Source organism: Cupriavidus sp. LA-1, from assembly GCF_055385985.1.
Genome location: NZ_AP031387.1, coordinates 3,916,423 through 3,935,968 on the forward strand (window position 1 = coordinate 3,916,423; position 19,546 = coordinate 3,935,968).

At 66.0% G+C, this 19,546-nt stretch carries 16 protein-coding genes; 14 read left to right on the top strand and 2 right to left on the bottom strand.

Annotated features, from left to right (window positions below; genetic code table 11):
• Nucleotides 1–73: 73 nt before the first annotated feature.
• A complete protein-coding gene (locus ACZ5MJ_RS18305; RefSeq protein ID WP_464221272.1) occupies nucleotides 74–1,006 on the top strand; it encodes an alpha/beta hydrolase in 933 nt (310 codons plus the stop codon).
• On the opposite strand, the gene ACZ5MJ_RS18310 is transcribed toward ACZ5MJ_RS18305, so the two are convergent.
• Nucleotides 1,003–1,890, bottom strand: coding sequence for a LysR family transcriptional regulator (locus tag ACZ5MJ_RS18310; protein WP_464221273.1), 888 nt, complete (start codon nucleotides 1,888–1,890; stop codon nucleotides 1,003–1,005). The two genes, ACZ5MJ_RS18305 and ACZ5MJ_RS18310, sit on opposite strands and share 4 nt — an antisense overlap.
• 232 nt (nucleotides 1,891–2,122) lie before the next feature.
• Here ACZ5MJ_RS18310 and ACZ5MJ_RS18315 point away from each other — a divergent pair, with 232 nt between their 5' ends.
• From ACZ5MJ_RS18315 to ACZ5MJ_RS18375, 13 genes are all read left to right on the top strand, one after another.
• Entirely contained in the window at nucleotides 2,123–3,682 is a 1,560-nt protein-coding gene (locus ACZ5MJ_RS18315) for a CoA-acylating methylmalonate-semialdehyde dehydrogenase (RefSeq protein WP_464221275.1), read from the top strand.
• Between the two features lie 37 nt (nucleotides 3,683–3,719).
• A complete protein-coding gene (locus tag ACZ5MJ_RS18320; protein WP_464221277.1) occupies nucleotides 3,720–5,399 on the top strand; it encodes a GMC family oxidoreductase in 1,680 nt (559 codons plus the stop codon).
• 350 nt (nucleotides 5,400–5,749) lie between these two features.
• Nucleotides 5,750–6,526 (top strand): ABC transporter ATP-binding protein, encoded by a 777-nt coding sequence (locus ACZ5MJ_RS18325; protein ID WP_464221278.1) that lies wholly within the window; start codon nucleotides 5,750–5,752, stop codon nucleotides 6,524–6,526.
• A gap of 15 nt (nucleotides 6,527–6,541) precedes the next feature.
• Complete coding sequence (locus ACZ5MJ_RS18330; protein ID WP_464221279.1) at nucleotides 6,542–7,267, top strand: ABC transporter ATP-binding protein; 726 nt, start codon at nucleotides 6,542–6,544, stop codon at nucleotides 7,265–7,267.
• Nucleotides 7,268–7,341: 74 nt separating this feature from the next.
• Nucleotides 7,342–8,550 carry an ABC transporter substrate-binding protein gene (locus ACZ5MJ_RS18335; protein ID WP_464221281.1) on the top strand — a complete coding sequence of 403 codons (1,209 nt, stop codon included), beginning with the start codon at nucleotides 7,342–7,344 and terminating at the stop codon, nucleotides 8,548–8,550.
• 76 nt (nucleotides 8,551–8,626) lie between these two features.
• On the top strand, nucleotides 8,627–9,511 hold the full coding sequence (locus ACZ5MJ_RS18340) for a branched-chain amino acid ABC transporter permease (RefSeq protein ID WP_464221283.1): 885 nt from the start codon (nucleotides 8,627–8,629) through the stop codon (nucleotides 9,509–9,511).
• A complete protein-coding gene (locus tag ACZ5MJ_RS18345; protein WP_464221284.1) occupies nucleotides 9,511–10,569 on the top strand; it encodes a branched-chain amino acid ABC transporter permease in 1,059 nt (352 codons plus the stop codon). Before ACZ5MJ_RS18340 ends, ACZ5MJ_RS18345 begins: the two co-directional genes overlap by 1 nt.
• A 318-nt stretch (nucleotides 10,570–10,887) precedes the next feature.
• Nucleotides 10,888–11,424, top strand: a complete 537-nt coding sequence (locus ACZ5MJ_RS18350) for a hypothetical protein (protein ID WP_464221285.1) — start codon at nucleotides 10,888–10,890, stop codon at nucleotides 11,422–11,424.
• A gap of 75 nt (nucleotides 11,425–11,499) precedes the next feature.
• A complete protein-coding gene (locus ACZ5MJ_RS18355; RefSeq protein ID WP_464221286.1) occupies nucleotides 11,500–12,261 on the top strand; it encodes a sulfite exporter TauE/SafE family protein in 762 nt (253 codons plus the stop codon).
• A gap of 292 nt (nucleotides 12,262–12,553) precedes the next feature.
• Nucleotides 12,554–13,705: an ABC transporter substrate-binding protein gene (locus ACZ5MJ_RS18360; protein ID WP_464221288.1), complete on the top strand. Its 1,152-nt coding sequence runs from the start codon at nucleotides 12,554–12,556 to the stop codon at nucleotides 13,703–13,705.
• Nucleotides 13,706–14,574: 869 nt separating this feature from the next.
• Entirely contained in the window at nucleotides 14,575–15,627 is a 1,053-nt protein-coding gene (locus ACZ5MJ_RS18365; protein ID WP_432258677.1) for a branched-chain amino acid ABC transporter permease, read from the top strand.
• Between the two features lie 3 nt (nucleotides 15,628–15,630).
• Nucleotides 15,631–17,472, top strand: coding sequence for a branched-chain amino acid ABC transporter ATP-binding protein/permease (locus tag ACZ5MJ_RS18370; RefSeq protein WP_464221291.1), 1,842 nt, complete (start codon nucleotides 15,631–15,633; stop codon nucleotides 17,470–17,472).
• A 9-nt stretch (nucleotides 17,473–17,481) separates the two neighbouring features.
• On the top strand, nucleotides 17,482–18,225 hold the full coding sequence (locus ACZ5MJ_RS18375) for an ABC transporter ATP-binding protein (protein ID WP_464221293.1): 744 nt from the start codon (nucleotides 17,482–17,484) through the stop codon (nucleotides 18,223–18,225).
• 259 nt (nucleotides 18,226–18,484) lie between these two features.
• Here ACZ5MJ_RS18375 and ACZ5MJ_RS18380 read toward each other — a convergent pair whose 3' ends face one another.
• Nucleotides 18,485–19,420 carry a LysR substrate-binding domain-containing protein gene (locus ACZ5MJ_RS18380; RefSeq protein WP_464221295.1) on the bottom strand — a complete coding sequence of 312 codons (936 nt, stop codon included), beginning with the start codon at nucleotides 19,418–19,420 and terminating at the stop codon, nucleotides 18,485–18,487.
• Nucleotides 19,421–19,546: the final 126 nt, after the last annotated feature.

The window sequence follows — 19,546 nt, forward strand, 5'->3', positions numbered from 1 at the left end:
CAGCACAACCAAGAATAACGACAGCCGGCGCGGTATTTGGCGAGCGCTCCGTGCCGGCAGGAGACCTGTGCGAATGGAACAACCGATGACGGACGATCCTGCTGTGGCCGGCATTGCCGGCATGCCTGCCGATACCCCTGCCGTCACGCATGCGCCGGTGCAGAGCCGCCAGCGCATGCGCGACGGCACCGAACTGCTGCTGCGCACCTGGCAGCCCGATCCCGCGCGCTTCGCCGAGCCGCTCGGATCGGTGCTGCTGGTGCACGGGCTTGCCGAACATGCCGGGCGCTACCAGCACGTGGCCGATGTGCTGTGCGGGCTGGGGTTGCGCGTGCGCGCGCATGACCTGCGCGGCCATGGCGCCAGCGGCGGCGCGCGCATGGTGGCGGACCATCCGGATGTCTACCTGAACGACCTTGCCGAGATCTACGATGCCGCGATGCCTGGCTGGCATGAGCTGCCGATCCTGCTTGGCCACAGCATGGGCGGGCTGATCGCGGCGCGCTTTGCCACCGCGCGCGTGCGCCCGGTGCGCGCGCTGGTGCTGTCATCACCCGCGCTGGCGCTGCGGCTGTCGGGGCCGATGCTGGCGCTGCAGCGCGTGCTGCTGGCGCTGGCGCCGCGGCTGCGCGTGCCCAATCCGATCGATGCGCGGCACTTGTCGCACGATCCCGCCGAGGTCGCCGCCTACCGCGCCGATCCGCTGGTGCAGACCACCATCACCGCCGGCGTGCTGGAGGGCTTTATCCGCGGCATGGCGCAGGCACAGGCCGATGCCGCGCTGCTGGAGGCGCCCACGCTGATGCTGGTCGGCGGCGCCGACCGCGTGGTGGACCCGGCCGGCAGCCGCACCTTCTTCGACAACGCGCCGCCCGAGCTGCGCGAAGCGGTGTGGTTCGAGCAGGGTTACCACGAGATCTTCAATGAAGCGCAGCCGCTGCGCGGCGAAGTGTTCGCGGCGCTGACCGGCTGGCTGCAGCGTCGCCTGCAGCAGCAGGGAAGCTAAGTACGGAACACGGATTCGGCGACGCCGAAGACCGCCGCGACGACCGGGTCGTCGCGGCGCGTGGCCAGGCAGACCAGCGTCAGCTCGGTCTGTACCGAGACCCCTTCCACGATCACCAGCCCGTGCGCATGCGACTCGCGCAGCGCAATCGAGTCGCGCACCAGCGACAGCCCCACGCCGGAGCGCACCAGGTCCAGCATCGATGCCTCCTGGTCGACATGCGCCACCTTGGGCACGCCGGCAGGGTCGACGCCCGCCTGCGCGAAGCGCGCGGACAAGAGCCGGTGGTGCGCCGATTCGGGCGGCGTCCAGATCCATGGCAGCGTCGCCAGCTGCGCCCATGAGCGCAGCGCGGTGCGTTCCTTCCAGCCCTTGGGTGCCACCACGTAATACGAGAACGGCGTCAGCGTCAGCGCGTGGAAGCCGGCGTCGGGCGGCTGGCCCAGGTAGAAGCCGACGTCGAGCGCGCCGCTGCGTACCTGCTGCAGCACCCAGCCCGACATGCCGTGGCGCAGCTCGGTGCCGATCTGCGGGTGGCGTTCCACCAGCGTGCGCAGCATCGGGCCCAGGCGCGTGAATTCCGGATCGAGGATGGTGCCGATCGCCAGCCTGCCGCGCACAGTGTTATGCATCGCGCTGACGGTGTGCTGCAGGTCGCCCACGGCATCGAGGATGCGCTCGGCCAGTGGCAGCAGCGCGGCGCCGTCGGCGGTCAGTGTCAGGCCCGCGGCGGTGCGCTCGAACAGCCGGATGCGCCATGCCGATTGCAGCGCCTTCAGCTGCAGGCTGACCGCCGGCTGCGTCAGGTGCAGCCGCTGCGCGGCGCGGGTCAGGTTGCCTTCGCGCGCGACGGCAACGAAGGCGCGCAGATGGTGGAGGTCCAAGACGAATTTCGGGGCGAGAGTTGGCGCGGCAACGGTGGCGTGGTGCGGCGCAATATTTTGCGGCGCTTATATTGCGATTGACGATAAATCATTGGACGGGGCCGCGCAACTGCACCAAGCTTGTGCTCATTACGGCCCGGCACGCCTTGTGCGGCGAGGCATCGATACCAGTGCAAGCCTGGAGGATGCCGGCACCAGCGTCTTCACCAGACGCAAAGATCGGGCAAGCCGCATGCCGTCAGCGAACCAGCATTCAGGAGCGGAAGTGGAAGACATCCTTGCAGAAGCCAGCGCGGTGCAGACCATCATCGGACATGCCATCGCAGGCCGGCAGACACGCGGCGCATCGCAGCGTCTGGCCGATATCTATAACCCCGCCACCGGCGAAGTTGCCGCGCGCGTGGCCATGGGCACCACGCAGGACGTGGCCGACGCCGTCGCCGCCGCCAAGGCCGCCTTCCCGGCCTGGGCCGACACCCCGCCGCTGCGCCGCGCGCGCATCCTGTTCAAGTTCAAGGAACTGCTCGACCAGCACCACGACGACCTCGCCGCGCTGATCACGCGCGAGCACGGCAAGGTGTTCTCGGATGCCAGGGGCGAAGTCACGCGCGGCATCGAAGTGGTCGAGTTTGCCTGCGGCATTCCCAACCTGCTCAAGACCGATTTCACCGACAACATTGGCGGCGGCATCGACAACTGGAACCTGCGCCAGCCGCTGGGCGTGGTGGCCGGCATCACGCCGTTCAACTTCCCGGTGATGGTGCCGATGTGGATGTTCCCGGTGGCGCTGGCGTGCGGCAATACCTTTGTGCTGAAGCCGTCGGAACGCGATCCGTCGCCGAGCCTGCTGATCGCCGACCTGCTGCGGCAAGCGGGCCTGCCTGACGGCGTGTTCAACGTCGTGCAGGGCGACAAGGAAGCGGTGGACGCGCTGCTCGTGCATCCGGACGTGCAGGCGCTGTCCTTCGTCGGCTCGACGCCGATTGCCGAGTACATCTACACGGAAGGCACGAAGCACGGCAAGCGCGTGCAGGCACTGGGCGGCGCCAAGAACCACCTGGTGGTGATGCCCGATGCGGATCTCGAACAGGCCGTGGATGCGCTGATTGGTGCCGCGTATGGTTCCGCTGGTGAGCGCTGCATGGCGATCTCGGTCGCTGTGGCGGTCGGCGATATTGCCGACAAGCTGGTACCGCGCCTGGCCGAACGCGCCCGCACGCTGAAGATCCGCAACGGCATGGAGTCCGATGCCGAGATGGGCCCGCTGGTAACCGGTGCGCACAAGGCCAAGGTCGAAGGCTATATCGCCAAGGGCGTGGCGGAGGGCGCAACGCTGGTGACCGACGGGCGCGGCCACAAGGTCGAAGGCCATGAGAACGGTTTCTATGTCGGCGGCACGCTGTTCGACAATGTGAAGCCCGACATGACGATCTACAAGGAAGAGATCTTCGGTCCGGTGCTGTCGGTGGTGCGCGTGCATGACTTTGCCGAGGCGGTGTCGCTGATCAACGCGCACGAGTATGGCAACGGCGTGTCGTGCTACACCAGCGACGGCGGCATCGCGCGCGCGTTCGCGCGGCAGATCCAGGTGGGCATGGTGGGCATCAACGTGCCGATCCCGGTGCCGATGGCGTGGCATTCGTTCGGCGGCTGGAAGCGTTCGCTGTTCGGCGACCACCATGCCTATGGCGAAGAGGGCGTGCGCTTCTACACGCGCTACAAGAGCGTGATGCAGCGCTGGCCGGATTCGATCGCCAAGGGTGCCGAGTTCACCATGCCGGTGGCGAAGTAAGCTCCAACGACCATAACGACAATATCGAAAAGAAGCCATGGAGACATTCGACTACATCATCGTTGGCGCCGGCTCGGCCGGCTGTGTCCTGGCGAACCGCCTGACGCAGGATCCGGACGTCAACGTGCTGCTGCTGGAGGCCGGCGGCAAGGACGACTACCACTGGATCCATATCCCGGTCGGCTACCTGTACTGCATCGGCAACCCGCGCACCGACTGGCTCTATCGCACCGAGGCGGAAGCGGGGCTGAACGGCCGCTCGCTGGGCTATCCGCGCGGGCGTGTGCTGGGCGGCTGTTCGTCGATCAACGGCATGATCTACATGCGTGGGCAGCGCGAGGACTATGACGAGTGGGCGCGCCTCACTGGCGACGAGGGCTGGCGCTGGGACAATGTGCTGCCGCTGTTCAAGCGCAGCGAGGACCATCACCGCGGTCCCAGCGAATTCCACGGCGCCGGCGGCGAATGGCGCGTGGAGGGCCAGCGCCTGCGCTGGGACATCCTGGAGCGCTTTGCCGATGCCGCCGAAGAGGCGGGGATTCCGCGGACGGAGGATTTCAACCGCGGCGACAACTTCGGCGTGGGGTACTTCGAAGTGAACCAGCGCCGCGGCATCCGCTGGAACACGGCCAAGGCCTTCCTGCGGCGCGCGGCGGAGCGTCCCAACCTGACCATCGTCACGGGCGCGCAGGTGAGCGCGCTGACCTTCGACGGGCGCCGCTGCACCGGCGTGAACTATATCGGCGGCGGGCGGCCGCATACGGCGGCGGCCGCGCAGGAAGTGATCCTGGCCGCGGGCGCGGTCAATACGCCGCAACTGCTGGAGCTGTCGGGCATCGGCCAGGCCGAACGGCTGCAGGCGCTGGGCATTTCGGTGCGCCACGCGCTGCCCGGCGTGGGCGAGAACCTGCAGGACCACCTGCAGCTGCGCGCGGTGGTAAAGGTCAGCGGCGTGCGCACGCTGAACACGCGCGCCGCGAGCCTGTGGGGCAAGTTCTGCATCGGCCTGGAATACGCCTTCAACCAGAGCGGGCCGATGAGCATGGCGCCGTCGCAGCTGGGTGCCTTTGCGCGTTCGGACCCGTCGCAGGCGCGCCCGAACATCGAGTATCACGTGCAGCCGTTGTCGCTGGACAAGTTCGGTGATCCGCTGCATGCATTCAATGCGTTTACCGCGAGCGCCTGCAACCTGCGGCCGACCTCGCGCGGCAGCGTGCATGTCGGCAGCGCGGACTTCCGCCAGGCGCCGGTGATCGCGCCCAACTACCTGTCGACCGACGCGGACCGCCAGGTCGCAGCCGATTCGATCCGGCTCACGCGCCGCATCGTGGCGTCGCCGGCGCTGGCGCCGTACCAGCCCGAGGAGTGGCTGCCGGGCCCGGCGTTCCAGACCGACGAGCAACTGGCCGAGGCCGCCGGCAATATCGGCACCACCATCTTCCATCCGGTGGGCACCTGCAAGATGGGCCGCGCCGCCGATCCCATGGCCGTGGTCGACCAGCGCCTGCGCGTGCTGGGCATCGACGGCCTGCGCGTGGTCGATGCCTCGGTGATGCCGCTGATCACGTCGGGCAACACCAATTCGCCGACCATCATGATTGCCGAGCGCGCCAGCGACATGATCCGCGAGGACCGCCGGCAGCGCGCCGTCGCGACAGCAGTGGCGGCGCCAGCGGAACCCAGGGCAGCGTCTGTGGCCGCTCCGGCAAGTGCTTGAAGCGCCGCGCCGCCTGGCCACGGACGGGGCCGTAGACAAGTGGCGTAGCCTGCGCATGTGCGCTTGCAAAAAAACTGACACTTGGTTCATGTTTCATAGTGCAAACCCCGATGTTTTGCGATGCAACAGGCGCACACAATAGACGCCTCACAGGGTGCGCCGGCAGCACATCAAGGCCGTCGCCGAGCCTGCGCGGGAGCCGCCCCGCAATGAACAGAAAGCCCCAGGCAGGGCCGCCACCACGGCCAGCCTGACGGTACAAGCGGCAGCAAGGGCCTACGAGGCCGGTTCGGACCATTGTCAGTGCCGGGCATCACCCCGGCAGTTCAGCAAGAGGGCGGGCAGGAGACATGAACCAGCAGGAAACCATCCTGGAAACGCGGAACCTCACCAAGGAGTTCAAGGGGTTCACGGCGGTGAGCGACGTCAACCTGCGGGTGCGCCGCGGGTCGATCCATGCCTTGATCGGCCCCAACGGCGCCGGCAAGACGACCTGCTTCAACCTGCTCACCAAGTTCCTGGAGCCGACCACCGGCACCATCCTTTTCAACGGCATCGATATCACCCGCGACAAGCCCGCACAGATCGCGCGGCGCGGCGTGATCCGCTCGTTCCAGATCTCGGCGGTGTTCCCGCACATGACGGTGATGGAGAACGTGCGCATCGGGCTGCAGCGGCAACTGGGCACGGCGTATCAGTTCTGGCGCAGCGAGCGCTCGCTCGATGTGCTCAACGACCGCGCCATGGAGCTGCTCGAACAGGTCGGCCTGACCGAGTTCGCGCACACGCTGACGGTAAACCTGCCGTACGGGCGCAAGCGCGCGCTGGAGATCGCCACCACGCTGGCGATGGAGCCCGAGCTGATGCTGCTCGACGAACCCACCCAGGGCATGGGCCACGAGGACGTGGACCGCGTCACGCAGCTGATCAGGAAGGTCTCGGCGGGCCGCACCATCCTGATGGTGGAGCACAACATGAGCGTGGTGTCGTCGATCGCAGACAAGATCACGGTGCTGCAGCGTGGCGCGATCCTGGCCGAAGGCCCGTATGCGGAAGTGTCGAAGGACCCGCGCGTGATGGAGGCCTACATGGGCACCGCCGACGCGGAACTGCAGGGCGCGCACTGAGCCAGGGACGACACGATGAGCACATCCAATACTCCCGCACTGGAAATCAAGGACCTGCACGCCTGGTACGGCGAATCGCACATCCTGCATGGCGTGGACCTGACCGTGAACCGCGGCGAGGTGGTCACGCTGCTGGGCCGCAACGGCGCCGGGCGCACCACCACGCTGCGCGCGATCATGGGCCTGACCGGGGCGCGCAAGGGCTCGATCAAGGTCAATGGCCAGGAGACCATCAGCCTGCCGACGCACAAGATCGCGCACTATGGCATCGGCTATTGCCCGGAAGAGCGGGCCATCTTCTCCAGCCTCTCATGCGAAGAGAACCTGATGCTGCCGCCGGTGCTCAAGGGCGCCGACACCAGCAAGGGCATGAGCGAGGCCGACATCTACGAGATGTTCCCCAACCTGAAGGAGCGCCGCCAGAGCCAGGGCACGCGCCTGTCGGGCGGCGAGCAGCAGATGCTGGCGGTCGGGCGCATCCTGCGCACCGGCGCCAACCTGCTGCTGCTCGATGAAATCTCGGAAGGATTGGCACCGGTGATCGTGCAGGCGCTGGCGCGCATGATCCTGATGCTCAAGCAGAAGGGGTACACGGTGGTGATGGTGGAGCAGAACTTCCGCTTCGCCGCGCCGCTGGCGGACCGCTTCTACGTGATGGAGCACGGCAGCATCGTCGAACGCTTCGCGGCCAGCGAGCTGCAGGCCAAGATGCCGGTGCTGCACGAACTGCTCGGGGTCTGATCCGCACGGATCATGGGTTGATGTTTGGCAGGAACGGGTGGCGCGCACGCCGCCGCAAATCAGGAGACATAGAGATGAAAAAGACTCGGCTCGCGGCCGCGATGGCGGCCATTGCCATGGGTGCGGTTTCCTTCAGCGCCGCTGCCCAGGTGTCGGGGGACACCGTGAAGATCGGCTATATCACCGACATGTCGGGCCTGTACGCCGACATCGACGGCCCCGGTGGCCTTGAGGCCATCAAGATGGCGGTCGAGGACCACGGCGGCAAGGTGCTGGGCAAGCCCATCGAGATCGTCTCCGCCGACCACCAGAACAAGGCCGACATCGCCGCGTCGAAGGCGCGCGAATGGATGGACCAGCAGGGCCTGGACATGCTGCTGGGCGGCACCAACTCCGGCACGGCGCTGGCCATGAACAAGGTGGCCTCGGAGAAGAAGCGCGTCTACATCAACATCGGCGCCGGCACGGCGCGCCTGACCAACGAAGAGTGCTCGCCGTATACGGTGCACTACGCCTATGACACCGTGGCGCTGGCCAAGGGCACCGGCAGCGCAGTGGTCAAGCAGGGCGGCAAGTCGTGGTTCTTCCTGACCGCCGACTACGCCTTCGGCCATTCGCTGGAAAGCGACACCGCGGCCGTGGTCAAGGCCAACGGCGGCACGGTGGCGGGGCAGGTGCGCCATCCGCTGTCGGCATCGGACTTCTCGTCGTTCCTGCTGCAGGCGCAGGCGTCCAAGGCGCAGATCCTGGGCCTGGCCAACGCCGGCGGCGACACCATCAATGCGATCAAGGCGGCCAAGGAATTCGGCATCACCAAGACGATGAAGATCGCCGGCCTGCTGATGTTCATCAACGATGTGCACAGCCTCGGGCTGAAGAACACCGAAGGCCTGCTGATGACCGACAGCTGGTACTGGGACATGAACGACGACACCCGCAAGTTCGCCAACCGCTTCTTCGGCAAGATGAAGAAGATGCCGAGCAGCCTGCAGGCAGCGGACTACTCGGCGGTCAACTCCTACCTGAAGGCGGTGGAAGCAGCCAAGACCGATGATCCGGACAAGGTCATGGCCGAGCTGAAGAAGCTGAAGATCAATGACTTCTACACCAAGGGCTATATCCGCCAGGACGGCCGTGGCATCCACGACATGTACCTGATGCAGGTGAAGACCGCGGCCGAGTCGAAGAAGCCGTGGGATTACCTGAAGGTGGTTGCGACCATCCCGGGCGACCAGGCCTTCACCACGGTGGCCGAGTCGAAGTGCGCATTGTTGAAGAAGTAAGAATCAGCAGGCCCGCGACGTTTGCTTCCCTCTCCCGCGCGCGGGGGAGGGGAGACACCACCAGCAACTGACGCTCATGGACATCTTCGGAATCCCCTTGCCGGCCATGCTTTCCCAGCTCTTGCTGGGGCTGGTCAATGGCGCCTTCTATGCGATGCTGAGCCTGGGCCTGGCGGTTATCTTCGGCCTGCTCAACGTCATCAATTTCGCGCACGGCGCGCTCTTCATGCTGGGCGCGGTGCTGGCCTGGATGGGCATGGAGTACGCCGGGCTGAACTACTGGATCATGCTGCTGCTGTCGCCGCTGGTGGTCGCCGCGCTGGGCGTGGTGATCGAGAAGACCATGCTGCGCTGGATCTACAAGCTCGACCATATCTACGGCCTGCTGCTGACGCTGGGCATCACGCTGGTGGTCGAGGGCATTTTCCGCTCCATCTACGGCGTGTCGGGGCTGCCGTACCAGACGCCCGATGCGCTGCAGGGCGCGACCGACCTGGGCTTCATGATCCTGCCCAACTACCGCGCCTGGGTCGTGGTGGCGTCGCTGACGGTGTGCTTTGCCACCTGGTACGTGATCGAGAAGACCAAGCTGGGCGCCTACCTGCGCGCCGGCACCGAGAACCCCAAGATGGTCGAGGCCTTCGGCGTCAACGTGCCGCTGATGGTGACGCTGACCTACGGCTTCGGCGTGGCGCTGGCCGCGTTCGCCGGGGTGCTGGCCGCGCCGGTGATCCAGATCTCGCCGCTGATGGGGCAGAACCTGATCATCATCGTGTTCGCGGTGGTGGTGATCGGCGGCATGGGCTCGATCATGGGTTCGATCCTGACCGGCCTGGGGCTGGGGGTGATCGAGGGCCTGACCAAGGTGTTCTATCCTGAAGCATCGTCGACCGTGGTGTTCTTCATCATGGTGATCGTGCTGCTGCTGCGCCCGGCCGGGCTGTTCGGGAAGGAGAAGTGATGAGCGCGCCCTCCACATCATCGACGTCATCCACGGTGGCAGCCAACGCTGGCAAGGCAGGAAAGGGGCAAGGCGTGCAGAAGAAACTGTTGTACGGATTGCTGCTGCTGGCACTGCTGGCCGCACCGCTGGCCGGGGCGTATCCGGTGTTCGTGCTCAAGGTGCTGTGCTTCGCGCTGTTTGCGTGCGCCTTCAACCTGCTGATCGGCTATACCGGGCTGCTCTCGTTCGGCCATGCGGCGTTCTTCGGCGGTGCCGGCTACGCGGCCGGCCATGCGATGAAGGTCTGGGGCGTGACGCCCGAGATCGGCCTGGTCCTGGGCACCGGCACGGGCGCGCTGATCGGCTACGTGGTGGGCTCGCTGGCCATCCGCCGCCAGGGCATCTACTTCTCGATGATCACGCTGGCGCTGGCGCAGATGCTGTTCTTCATCTGCCTGCAGGCGCCCTTTACCGGCGGCGAGGACGGCCTGCAGGGCATTCCGCGCGGCAAGCTCTTTGGCGTGCTGCCGCTGTCGGACGACCTGACGCTGTACTACGTGGCGCTGGTGATCATCGTGGCCGCCTTCGCGCTGATCGTGCGCACGGTGCATTCGCCGTTCGGCCAGATCCTGAAGGCGATCAAGGAGAACGAGCCGCGCGCGGTGTCGCTGGGCTATGACGTCGACCGCTTCAAGCTGACCGCCTTCGTGCTGTCGGCGGCGCTGTCGGGGCTGGCCGGTTCGATCAAGGCGCTGGTGCTGGGCTTCGAGACGCTGACCGACGTGCACTGGTCGATGTCGGGTTCGGTCATCCTGATGACGCTGGTCGGCGGCCTGGGCACCTTGTCGGGCCCGATCGTCGGCGCCTTCGTGGTGGTTGCGCTGGAAAACAAGCTGGGCGACATCGGCAACTTCCTGGCGTCGGTGACCGGCATGTCCTGGTTCGGCACGCTGGGCGAGTCGGTGACGATGGTGACGGGCGTGATCTTCGTCATCTGTGTGCTGACTTTCCGTCGTGGCATCATGGGCGAGTTGCTGGCGCGCTTCGGAAGCCACACGGGACGCAAGCAGGAGTGACTGCAGGTCGACATGCCCGATTCTGGGGCTAGGGTTTTTTCTAGCTTGTCCTCGATGCACCGCTTCGTTACATTTCATATACGGTTTTCGCAGGTTAAATGGAGGCGGAAGCGAGGAGACGACAGGCGCGCACCCGGTGTCGGGTAGCAGCGTTATAAATAAAGGGCGTTGCCGGGTGATCCTCGGCAACGCTTTTTTCATTTGGGCTTCCCAATCCTCCTTGTGGCGTTTTCGCCCTATTCTGGGGCATCCATGCCGCATCGGCATCACCCGCCGTCCCACCGCATGCGACAATGCGGGCGCTCTTCGTTGCCCGCCATGCCCGCCGCTGATTCCCCCGATTCCCCAGACGTCCCGCCGGATCGCCCCGGTGCTCCCGCGCCGCAGGGCCTGGTACGCCTGGGGCTGGGTGCCGACGCCGCCATGCTGGTGGACTGGCTGGACGCCATCCGGCCCTTGCCGGTTCCCGCCGCGCGCGCGCGCCGGCTGATGCTGGACGACCTGCTGGCCCAGTCCGGCCGCGGCATCTGCCTGCTGGCATGCGATGCGCAGGCGCCGCACGACCTGCTGGCCTGCCTGCCGGTGGCGCTGCTGCCGAGCCTGGAGCTTGCCGGCCTGACCGCCTGTGCCACCGAATGGTGGGTACGGCCCGGGCTGGACGCCGGCGCCAGCCGCACCTGCCTGGCATCCTGCTGCGCCACGCTGGCCGACTGGGGCCGCGCGCACGGTATCCGCCATGCGCTGCTGGCGCCCGCGCTGGCGGCGGGGCACGGCGGCGCACCGCCGGGCTTCAGCCTGCACGGCAACGGCATGTGGCACCGCAGCCTGGTGCCGGCGGCCAAGGTGCTGGGCTGACCCGGCAGCCGGCTGGCTGCGCGCCGCTTGTCCGGTTCCGATCCTTCCTGATTTTTCCCTTTTCGCTTTCCTGCAATGACGGAATTCGCATTCCTGGCGGCTGCCGCCTTTCTCGCCGGCCTGATCGACGCGGTCGCCGGCGGCGGTGGCCTGGTCCAGATCCCGGCGCTGTTTTCCACTTATCCCAATATCGCTCCGGCCACGCTGCTGGGCACCAACAAGGTGGGCTCGATCGCGGGCACCGCCAATGCGGCGCTGCGCTACGGCCGCAGCGTGCGCATCTACTGGGGCGCGACCGCGCCCGCGGTGGTGGCGGCCTTTGTCTTCTCGATGGCCGGTGCCTGGGCGCTGACCATGATCCCGGCCGAGCCGCTGCGCAAGCTGTTGCCGTTCGTGCTGGTGGCGCTGCTGGCCTATACCGTGGCCAAGAAAGACCTGGGCGCCGAGCACGCTCCCACGCTGAGCGGCTGGGGCGAGCGTGGCGCCGCCTTGCTGGCCGGCGCTGCGCTGGGCTTCTATGACGGGGTGTTCGGGCCCGGCACCGGCAGCTTTCTGATGATCGTGTTCGTGCGCGTGTTCGGCTATGACTTCCTGCATGCGGCGGCGTCGACCAAGCTGGTCAACCTCGCCACCAACCTGGCGGCGCTGCTGCTGCTGGCCAGCAAGGGCCATATCTGGTGGCAGCTGGGTCTGGTGATGGCGGTGGCCAACGCCGCCGGCAGCCAGGTGGGCAGCAAGCTGGCGCTGCGCCACGGCAGCGCCTTCGTGCGCAAGGTGTTCATCGTGGTGGTGAGCGCGCTGATCCTGAAGACCGCCTGGGACGCCTTCCTGCGCTGACCGCAAAGCCAGACGGGGCGCGCGATGCGGGTTAATCCTCCCTTTTCGCGCCAAAGCGCTGTGATAGACTCGATCCGCATTCCCGACCGCGCGGTCGGTGAATGCCCGAAGCGCCTTTCCGGGGGAGTGGTGCGGGCGGGAAATGGGGAACGGCCTTGCGCTGTTCCTGGCTGTAGCGCAGGTGCCGGCGATGTGCCTGCGTTGACCCGAGGGGTCGATACAAAATAGAAGGGGCATCCGCCGGCGGACGCCGGGCGGATGCCTTTCCGTTTCAGGAACCGAAGGAGACAAGATGGATTTCAAGCGCGCCAGCCTGCTGGCAATCGCTGCGGCCAGCCTGGCTGCCGGGGCAGCCCATGCACAGGTCAAGGTCGGGGTGACGGTGTCGGCTACGGGTCCGGCGGCGTCGCTGGGCATTCCGGAAAAGAACACCTTCACGCTGATGCCCAAGGAGATCGCGGGCAAGAAGATCGAGTACATCGTGCTGGACGATGCCTCGGACACCACCACCGCGGTCAAGAACACGCGCAAGCTGATCAGCGAAGACAAGGTCGATGTCGTGGTGGGCTCCACGGTCACGCCGAACTCGCTGGCGATGGTGGACGTGGTGGCCGAGAACGAGACGCCGATGATCACCATGGCCGCGTCGGCCCGCATCATCGAGCCGATGGACGCCAAGCGCGCCTGGGTCTTCAAGACTCCGCAGAATGACTCGCACATGGCGACCGCCATTGCCGAGCACATGACCAATAACAACGTGAAGACGGTGGCCTTCATCGGCTTCGCGGATGCCTATGGCGACAGCTGGGCGCAGGAGTTCGCCAAGGTGGCCGAGCTGCGCAAGATCAAGGTCGTCGCCAACGAGCGCTTTGCCCGCACCGATACTTCGGTGACCGGCCAGGTGCTGAAGATGATGGGCGCCAATGCCGACGCGGTGCTGATCGCAGGCTCGGGTACGCCCGCGGCGCTGCCGGCCAGGACGCTGAAGGAGCGCGGCTACAAGGGCAAGATCTACCAGACCCACGGCGTCGCCAACCCTGACTTCCTGCGCGTGTGCGGCAAGGACTGCGAGGGGACCTTCCTGCCTGCCGGCCCGTTGCTGGTGGCAGAGCAATTGCCTGACAGCAATCCGGTGAAGAAGCCGGCCATGGCTTACAAGACGGCTTACGAGAAGGCGTTCGGTGGCCAGGTCTCGACCTTCGGCGGCCATGCGTGGGATGCGGGGCTGATCCTGCAGCATGCCATCCCCGAGGCGCTGAAGAAGGGGCAACCGGGGACCAAGGAATTCCGTAAGGCGTTGCGGGATGCGATGGAGCAGACCAGGAATCTGCCGGTGTCGCATGGGATTATGAACATGAGTGCTACCGATCACCTTGGCTTTGACCAGCGGGCGCGGGTGATGGTGGAGGTTGTTGGTGGGAAGTGGAGGTTGTTGGGGAAGTGAGGGTGGGGGTTTTGGTGGTTGGCTTGGTTATGTAGGTCGGGTTTAATGTTGTCGTAGGTTTTACGGCCTGGTTCCGCCCTGCTGGGCGGGTCACTTTTTGTCCGAGCGACAAAAAGTAACCAAAAAACGCGTCGCCTCTGGCGGCTGGCCACCAATTCCACGGTGTGGGTGGTTCGGGGGGCGGTGATTTCCGTTCGACGGGGTAGGTGGTTCAGGCGTGCTACGCTCCCGGGATGTGCCCTGCGTCGACGGACTATTGGACGAACCCGACTTTAGGCTGTTGGCAGCCTACTAACGAGGTTATCGGTAGGACGCCTACGGCTGCGCTGCGCGCACTCAGTATCGCAGGTCGGGTGCTCGGGCACGGAGTGCGTCGCTGCGCTCGCACGGCGTTGTCGCGGACGATGCCGGGCCAAAGGAAAAAATCAGGACGTGGCCACTGGTTCTGCCACGTTAGGACGTGCGCGCAGCGCAGCCGAAGGCGTCCGACCGACGCCGTGGTTAGCAGGCTGCCAACCGCCTAAAGTCGGGTTCGTCCAATAGTCCGTGGAAGCAGGCATAGACAGGGTGCGTAGCAGGGTCGAACCACCAACCCCATCGACCGGAAATCACCACCGCCCGAACCACCCACGCCGAGGAATGGATGGCCAGCCGCCAGAGGCGACGCGTTTTTTGGTTACTTTTTGTCGCTCGGACAAAAAGTGACCCGCCCAGCAGGGCGGAACCAGGCGGTCAAACCTACGACAACATCGAACCCGACCGACATAACCAAAGCAGGCAATCCGCTTACCATCCCACAACAAAGCACACAGACCCCCTGTCAGCTCCCCCTATAAAGCAGGCAGGCATCCACAAAAGACGGGGAGACAATGGACTTATCAATCGCCGCCATCCTGGCCCAGGACGGCATCACCTCAGGCGCGATCTACGCGCTGCTGGCACTGGCCCTGGTGCTGGTGTTCTCGGTAACCCGTGTCATCTTCATCCCGCAAGGGGAATTCGTCGCCTACGGCGCGCTGACGCTGGCGGCGATGCAGGCCGGGCACGCGCCGCAGACCAGCTGGCTGCTGCTGGCGATGGGGGCGCTGACCTTCCTCTATGAGACCGTCACCGTGCTGCGCAGCGCCGAATTGCGGCGCACGCTGGGCCAGCGGCTGGCGGTGCTGGCCGGCAAATACCTGGTGTTCCCGTTCGCGGTGCACTGGCTGGCGCAGCAGTACGGCGCGCAGCCGCTGCCGATGCTGGCGCAGATCGCGCTGACGCTGCTGATCATCATCCCGCTGGGTCCGATGCTGTACCGGCTGGCCTACCAGCCGCTGGCCGAAGCCAGCACGCTCGTGCTGCTGATTGTCTCGGTGGGCGTGCACTTCGCGCTGGTGGGGCTGGGGCTGGTGATGTTCGGCGCGGAGGGCTCGCGTACCAATGCGTTCTCGGACGCGCGCTTTGAGGTGGGCGCGCTCAGCATCTCGGGCCAGAGCCTGTGGATCGTGGGCGTGTCGGCGCTGCTGATCGGCGCGCTGTACTTCTATTTCGAGCGCACGCTGCAGGGCAAGGCGCTGCGCGCGACCGCGGTGAACCGGCTGGGTGCGCGCCTGGTCGGCATTGGCACCACGCAGGCGGGGCGGCTGTCGTTCACGCTGGCCGCGGCGATGGGCGCGCTGTGCGGCATCCTGATCGCGCCGCTGACCACGGTCTACTACGAGTCGGGTTTCCTGGTGGGCCTGAAGGGCTTTGTCGGCGCCATCGTCGGCGGGCTGGTGAGCTATCCGGTGGCGGCGCTGGGTGCGCTGCTGGTGGGGCTGCTCGAATCCTATTCGTCCTTCTGGGCCAGCGCGTTCAAGGAGGTCATCGTCTTCACACTGATCATTCCGGTGCTGCTGTGGCGCTCGCTGACGAGCAAGCATGTCGAGGAGGAGGAATAAGCCATGACCATGCTGACCGACAAGCAGGCGGGCGTCGCCGGCGCCGAGGCCGGCAGCCGTGCGCGGGTCAACCGCAACCGGCTGCTGGTGCTGGCTTTCATCGTGGTGCTGGCGCTGCTGCCGGTACTGCCGACACCGGAGTTCTGGATCACGCTGGGCAACTACATCGGCCTGTACAGCATCGTCGCGATCGGGCTGGTGCTGCTGACCGGGGTGGGCGGCATGACCTCGTTCGGGCAGGCCGCGTTCGTGGGGCTGGGCGCGTACAGCACTGCGTACCTGACCACGCAGTTCGGGCTGTCGCCGTGGTTCGGGCTGATGGTGGGGCTGGTGACCACGATGGCATCGGCCTATGTGATCGGCCTGATCACGATGCGCATGTCCGGCCACTACCTGCCGCTGGCGACGATTGCCTGGGGCCTGTCGCTGTTCTTCCTGTTCGGCAACCTGGAGTTTCTGGGCAAGTATGACGGCCTGAACGGCATCCCGGTGCTGTCGTTTTTCGGCGTCGAACTGCAGTCGGGCCGCTCGATGTTCTACCTGATCTGGGCCGTGGTGCTGCTGGCCGTGCTGGCGATGCAGAACCTGCTGAACTCGCGCCCGGGCCGCGCCATCCGCGCGCTCAAGGGCGGCGGCGTGATGGCCGAGGCCATGGGCGTGAACACCGCCTGGATGAAGGTGGTGATCTTTGTGGTCGCGGCGATCCTGGCCTGCGTGTCGGGCTTTCTGTATGCGCACCTGCAGCGCGCGGTGAACCCGACGCCGTTCGGCCTGAACTACGGCATCGAATACCTGTTCATGGCCGTGGTCGGCGGCGTGGGCCATGTGTGGGGCGCGGTGCTGGGCGCGGGCGTCCTGACCATCCTGAAGGATGTGCTGCAGGGCGTGCTGCCCAAGCTGCTCGGTGCCAATGGCAACTTCGAGATCATCGTCTTCGGTGTGCTGCTGGTGCTGCTGCTGCAATACGCGCGCGATGGCATCTGGCCGTTTCTGCGGCGTCTGGTTCCGTCGGGTCCGCCGGTACTGGCGCCGGCGCAGGCCGAGGCACTGGCCGTGCGCCAGAAGCCCGAGGCCGGCGAGCTGATCCTGGATGTGCGCGCGGCGCGCAAGGAGTTCGGCGGGCTGGTGGCGGTCAACGATGTCAGCTTCCAGGTGCGCGCGGGCGAGATCATCGGGCTGATCGGCCCCAATGGTGCGGGCAAGTCCACCACCTTCAACCTGGTGACTGGCGTGCTGCCGGTCACGCGCGGTGAAGTCCGTTATCGCGGCGAGGTGATCTCGGGCCTGCCGTCGCGCGAGATCGTCAAGCGTGGCATCGGCCGCACCTTCCAGCACGTGCATTTGCTGCCGACCATGACGGTGCTGGAGAACGTGGCCATCGGCGCGCACCTGCGCGGCGACTTCCGCGCACAGGGCGGCGTCTCGGCCGCGATCCTGCGCATGAACAAGGCCGAGGAAGAGAAGCTGCTGTTTGAAGCGAAGCGCCAGCTTGAGCGCGTGGGCCTGGCCGACTGCATGTACATGGAAGCCGGCAGCCTCGCGCTGGGTCAGCAGCGCATCCTGGAAATCGCGCGCGCACTGTGCTGCGACCCGGCGCTGCTGCTGCTGGACGAGCCCGCCGCGGGCCTGCGCTACAAGGAGAAGCAGGCACTGGCCGAGCTGCTGCGCAAGCTCAAGGGCGAGGGCATGAGCGTGCTGCTGGTCGAGCACGACATGGACTTCGTGATGAACCTGACCGACCGGCTGGTGGTGATGGAATTTGGCACGCGCATTGCCGAGGGCGTGCCCGAGGAAGTGCAGAAGAACCCGGCGGTGCTGGAAGCCTACCTCGGTGGCGTGGAATAAGGACCGGACATGAGCCTGATTCTCGAAGTGAAGGACCTCCATGTCCGCTACGGCAAGGTGGAAGCGGTGCACGGGGCCAACCTGAAGGTGGAGGCCGGCCAGATCGTCACGGTGATCGGCCCCAATGGTGCCGGCAAGTCGACCATGCTCAATGCGGTGATGGGTGCGCTCCCGGTGACGGGGTCGTCGACCGGCGCGGTCAGCTACCTTGGCCACGACATGGCCGGCATCCCGGTGGAGGGCCGTGTCGCGCGCGGCATGTGCCTGGTGCCGGAGAAGCGCGAGCTGTTTGCATCGATGACGGTGGAGGACAACCTGCAGCTTGGCGCCTTCCGGCGCAAGCGCGCCGGCGAGAAGAACTACCTGGACCAGATGGACGTGGTCTACGGCCTGTTCCCGCGCCTGCGTGAGCGCGCCCGCCAGGACGCCGGCACGCTCTCTGGCGGCGAGCGCCAGATGCTGGCGGTGGGCCGCGCGCTGATGGCCAAGCCGCAACTGCTGATGCTGGACGAGCCCAGCCTTGGCCTGGCGCCGCTGATCGTCAAGGAGATCTTCCACATCATCAGCAACCTGCGCCAGACCGGTGTGGCCACGCTCCTGATCGAGCAGAACGCGCGCGCCGCGCTGCAGGTGGCTGACTACGGCTATGTGATCGAAACCGGGGACATGGCGATGGAAGGGCCGGCGGACGAGCTGGCGGCGAACCCGAAGGTGATCGAAACCTACCTTGGACTGGCAAAAAAGGCGGCATAAGCTGCCTGGTTTTCGCACGAGGAATGAGGGCCTGCAGATGCGGGCCCTTTTCTATTGGTGGTGTGAATAACTTTGGGGATAACCCAATTCGGCGAGGCTTTGGCGCGATGTCACGGCTGGCGCGCTGATGTAGGTACGCAGATATCCACCGGATGAATTTTCACCTGCGCAATCTGCGAGATTACATCCATCCAAATGATGGGCTGACAAACATTATCTGTCGTATGGATGTATTTATATGGAAATGTGAATACAGAACTCATCCGGTGAATAATGTGTTGGTGTCGCTGCCTGTATCTTTCGCTGCGGTCTCCAGCAGCCAATCCCGGAAGCAACTCAGCGCCGGATGATCGCGCCGTTCCTTCGGCACACACAGGAAATAGCCGCGTTGCAGCGAAATAGGCAGGTCAAACGGCGCTGTGACGCGTCCGGCGGCAATTTCGTCGCGCACCAGGCAGCGCTGCAGCACGGCGACGCCGATGTCGGCGCGCACTGCCTGGATCAGGATCGAAACCTGGTCGAACGCTGTGGATAACCTTGGCGCAGCGTTGGGTACGCCGGCGGCCAGGAGCCAGTTTTGCCAGTTCGCCGGCGCGGTGGTGTGGTAGAGCAGGGGCTCGTCCAGCAACTCCGCGGGTGACTGCCAGCGGCCGGCCTCGCGGCGCGCACGGGCGCGGTCCGGATGACAGACCGGCACCATTTCACGTCCCACGACGTAGTCGACCTGCAGGCCGGGCCACTTGCCGGCTTCACCGGCCAGGATGGCGGCGTCCGGTGACGGGCCGGAGAGATCCTCGTCGCGCTGGTACGGGACGAAGTTCAGCCGGATTTCCGGATGGTGGCGATGGAAGTCCGGCAGGCGCGGCACCAGCCAGACACTGGCCAGCGTCGGCACGACTGACAGTGTCAGGTGGTGCCGGCGGTCGCCGGCGCGCAGGGCGGCGCTGGCGTGCTCGATCGCGGCCAGCGGCTCGGCCACGGCGTCGAGCAGTTGCTGACCGGCATCGGTCAGCATCAGCCGGTGCGCATTGCGTTGCAGCAGCGGCTGGCCGAAATGCGCTTCCAGCCGTGCGATGGCGCGGCTGATAGCGCCTTGCGTCACGCACAGTTCGTCGGCTGCGCGCGTGAAGCTGCCCAGCCGTGCCGCGGTGGCAAAGGCGTGCAGTTCGGACATCGACGGGGAATGCAGCCGCATGGCGGGGAAGGGCGGGGCCGGGAGGAAGTCAAGTTCCGGCGCGGTCGCCGCAACAATGATCTTTGGTAATGCACACGTGCAATATAGTCGTTTGTGCACAGCCGGTAAACGGCTGACACTCGCCCG

Bases quoted from the DNA above. Each gene is read 5' to 3' on its own strand.
- ACZ5MJ_RS18305 (WP_464221272.1), top strand. From the start codon at position 74: ATGGAACAACCGATGACGGACGATCCTGCTGTGGCCGGCATTGCCGGC.
- ACZ5MJ_RS18315 (WP_464221275.1), top strand. From the start codon at position 2,123: ATGCCGTCAGCGAACCAGCATTCAGGAGCGGAAGTGGAAGACATCCTT.
- ACZ5MJ_RS18320 (WP_464221277.1), top strand. From the start codon at position 3,720: ATGGAGACATTCGACTACATCATCGTTGGCGCCGGCTCGGCCGGCTGT.
- ACZ5MJ_RS18325 (WP_464221278.1), top strand. From the start codon at position 5,750: ATGAACCAGCAGGAAACCATCCTGGAAACGCGGAACCTCACCAAGGAG.
- ACZ5MJ_RS18330 (WP_464221279.1), top strand. From the start codon at position 6,542: ATGAGCACATCCAATACTCCCGCACTGGAAATCAAGGACCTGCACGCC.
- ACZ5MJ_RS18335 (WP_464221281.1), top strand. From the start codon at position 7,342: ATGAAAAAGACTCGGCTCGCGGCCGCGATGGCGGCCATTGCCATGGGT.
- ACZ5MJ_RS18340 (WP_464221283.1), top strand. From the start codon at position 8,627: ATGGACATCTTCGGAATCCCCTTGCCGGCCATGCTTTCCCAGCTCTTG.
- ACZ5MJ_RS18345 (WP_464221284.1), top strand. From the start codon at position 9,511: ATGAGCGCGCCCTCCACATCATCGACGTCATCCACGGTGGCAGCCAAC.
- ACZ5MJ_RS18350 (WP_464221285.1), top strand. From the start codon at position 10,888: ATGCCCGCCGCTGATTCCCCCGATTCCCCAGACGTCCCGCCGGATCGC.
- ACZ5MJ_RS18355 (WP_464221286.1), top strand. From the start codon at position 11,500: ATGACGGAATTCGCATTCCTGGCGGCTGCCGCCTTTCTCGCCGGCCTG.
- ACZ5MJ_RS18360 (WP_464221288.1), top strand. From the start codon at position 12,554: ATGGATTTCAAGCGCGCCAGCCTGCTGGCAATCGCTGCGGCCAGCCTG.
- ACZ5MJ_RS18365 (WP_432258677.1), top strand. From the start codon at position 14,575: ATGGACTTATCAATCGCCGCCATCCTGGCCCAGGACGGCATCACCTCA.
- ACZ5MJ_RS18370 (WP_464221291.1), top strand. From the start codon at position 15,631: ATGACCATGCTGACCGACAAGCAGGCGGGCGTCGCCGGCGCCGAGGCC.
- ACZ5MJ_RS18375 (WP_464221293.1), top strand. From the start codon at position 17,482: ATGAGCCTGATTCTCGAAGTGAAGGACCTCCATGTCCGCTACGGCAAG.
- ACZ5MJ_RS18380 (WP_464221295.1), bottom strand. From the start codon at position 19,420: ATGCGGCTGCATTCCCCGTCGATGTCCGAACTGCACGCCTTTGCCACC.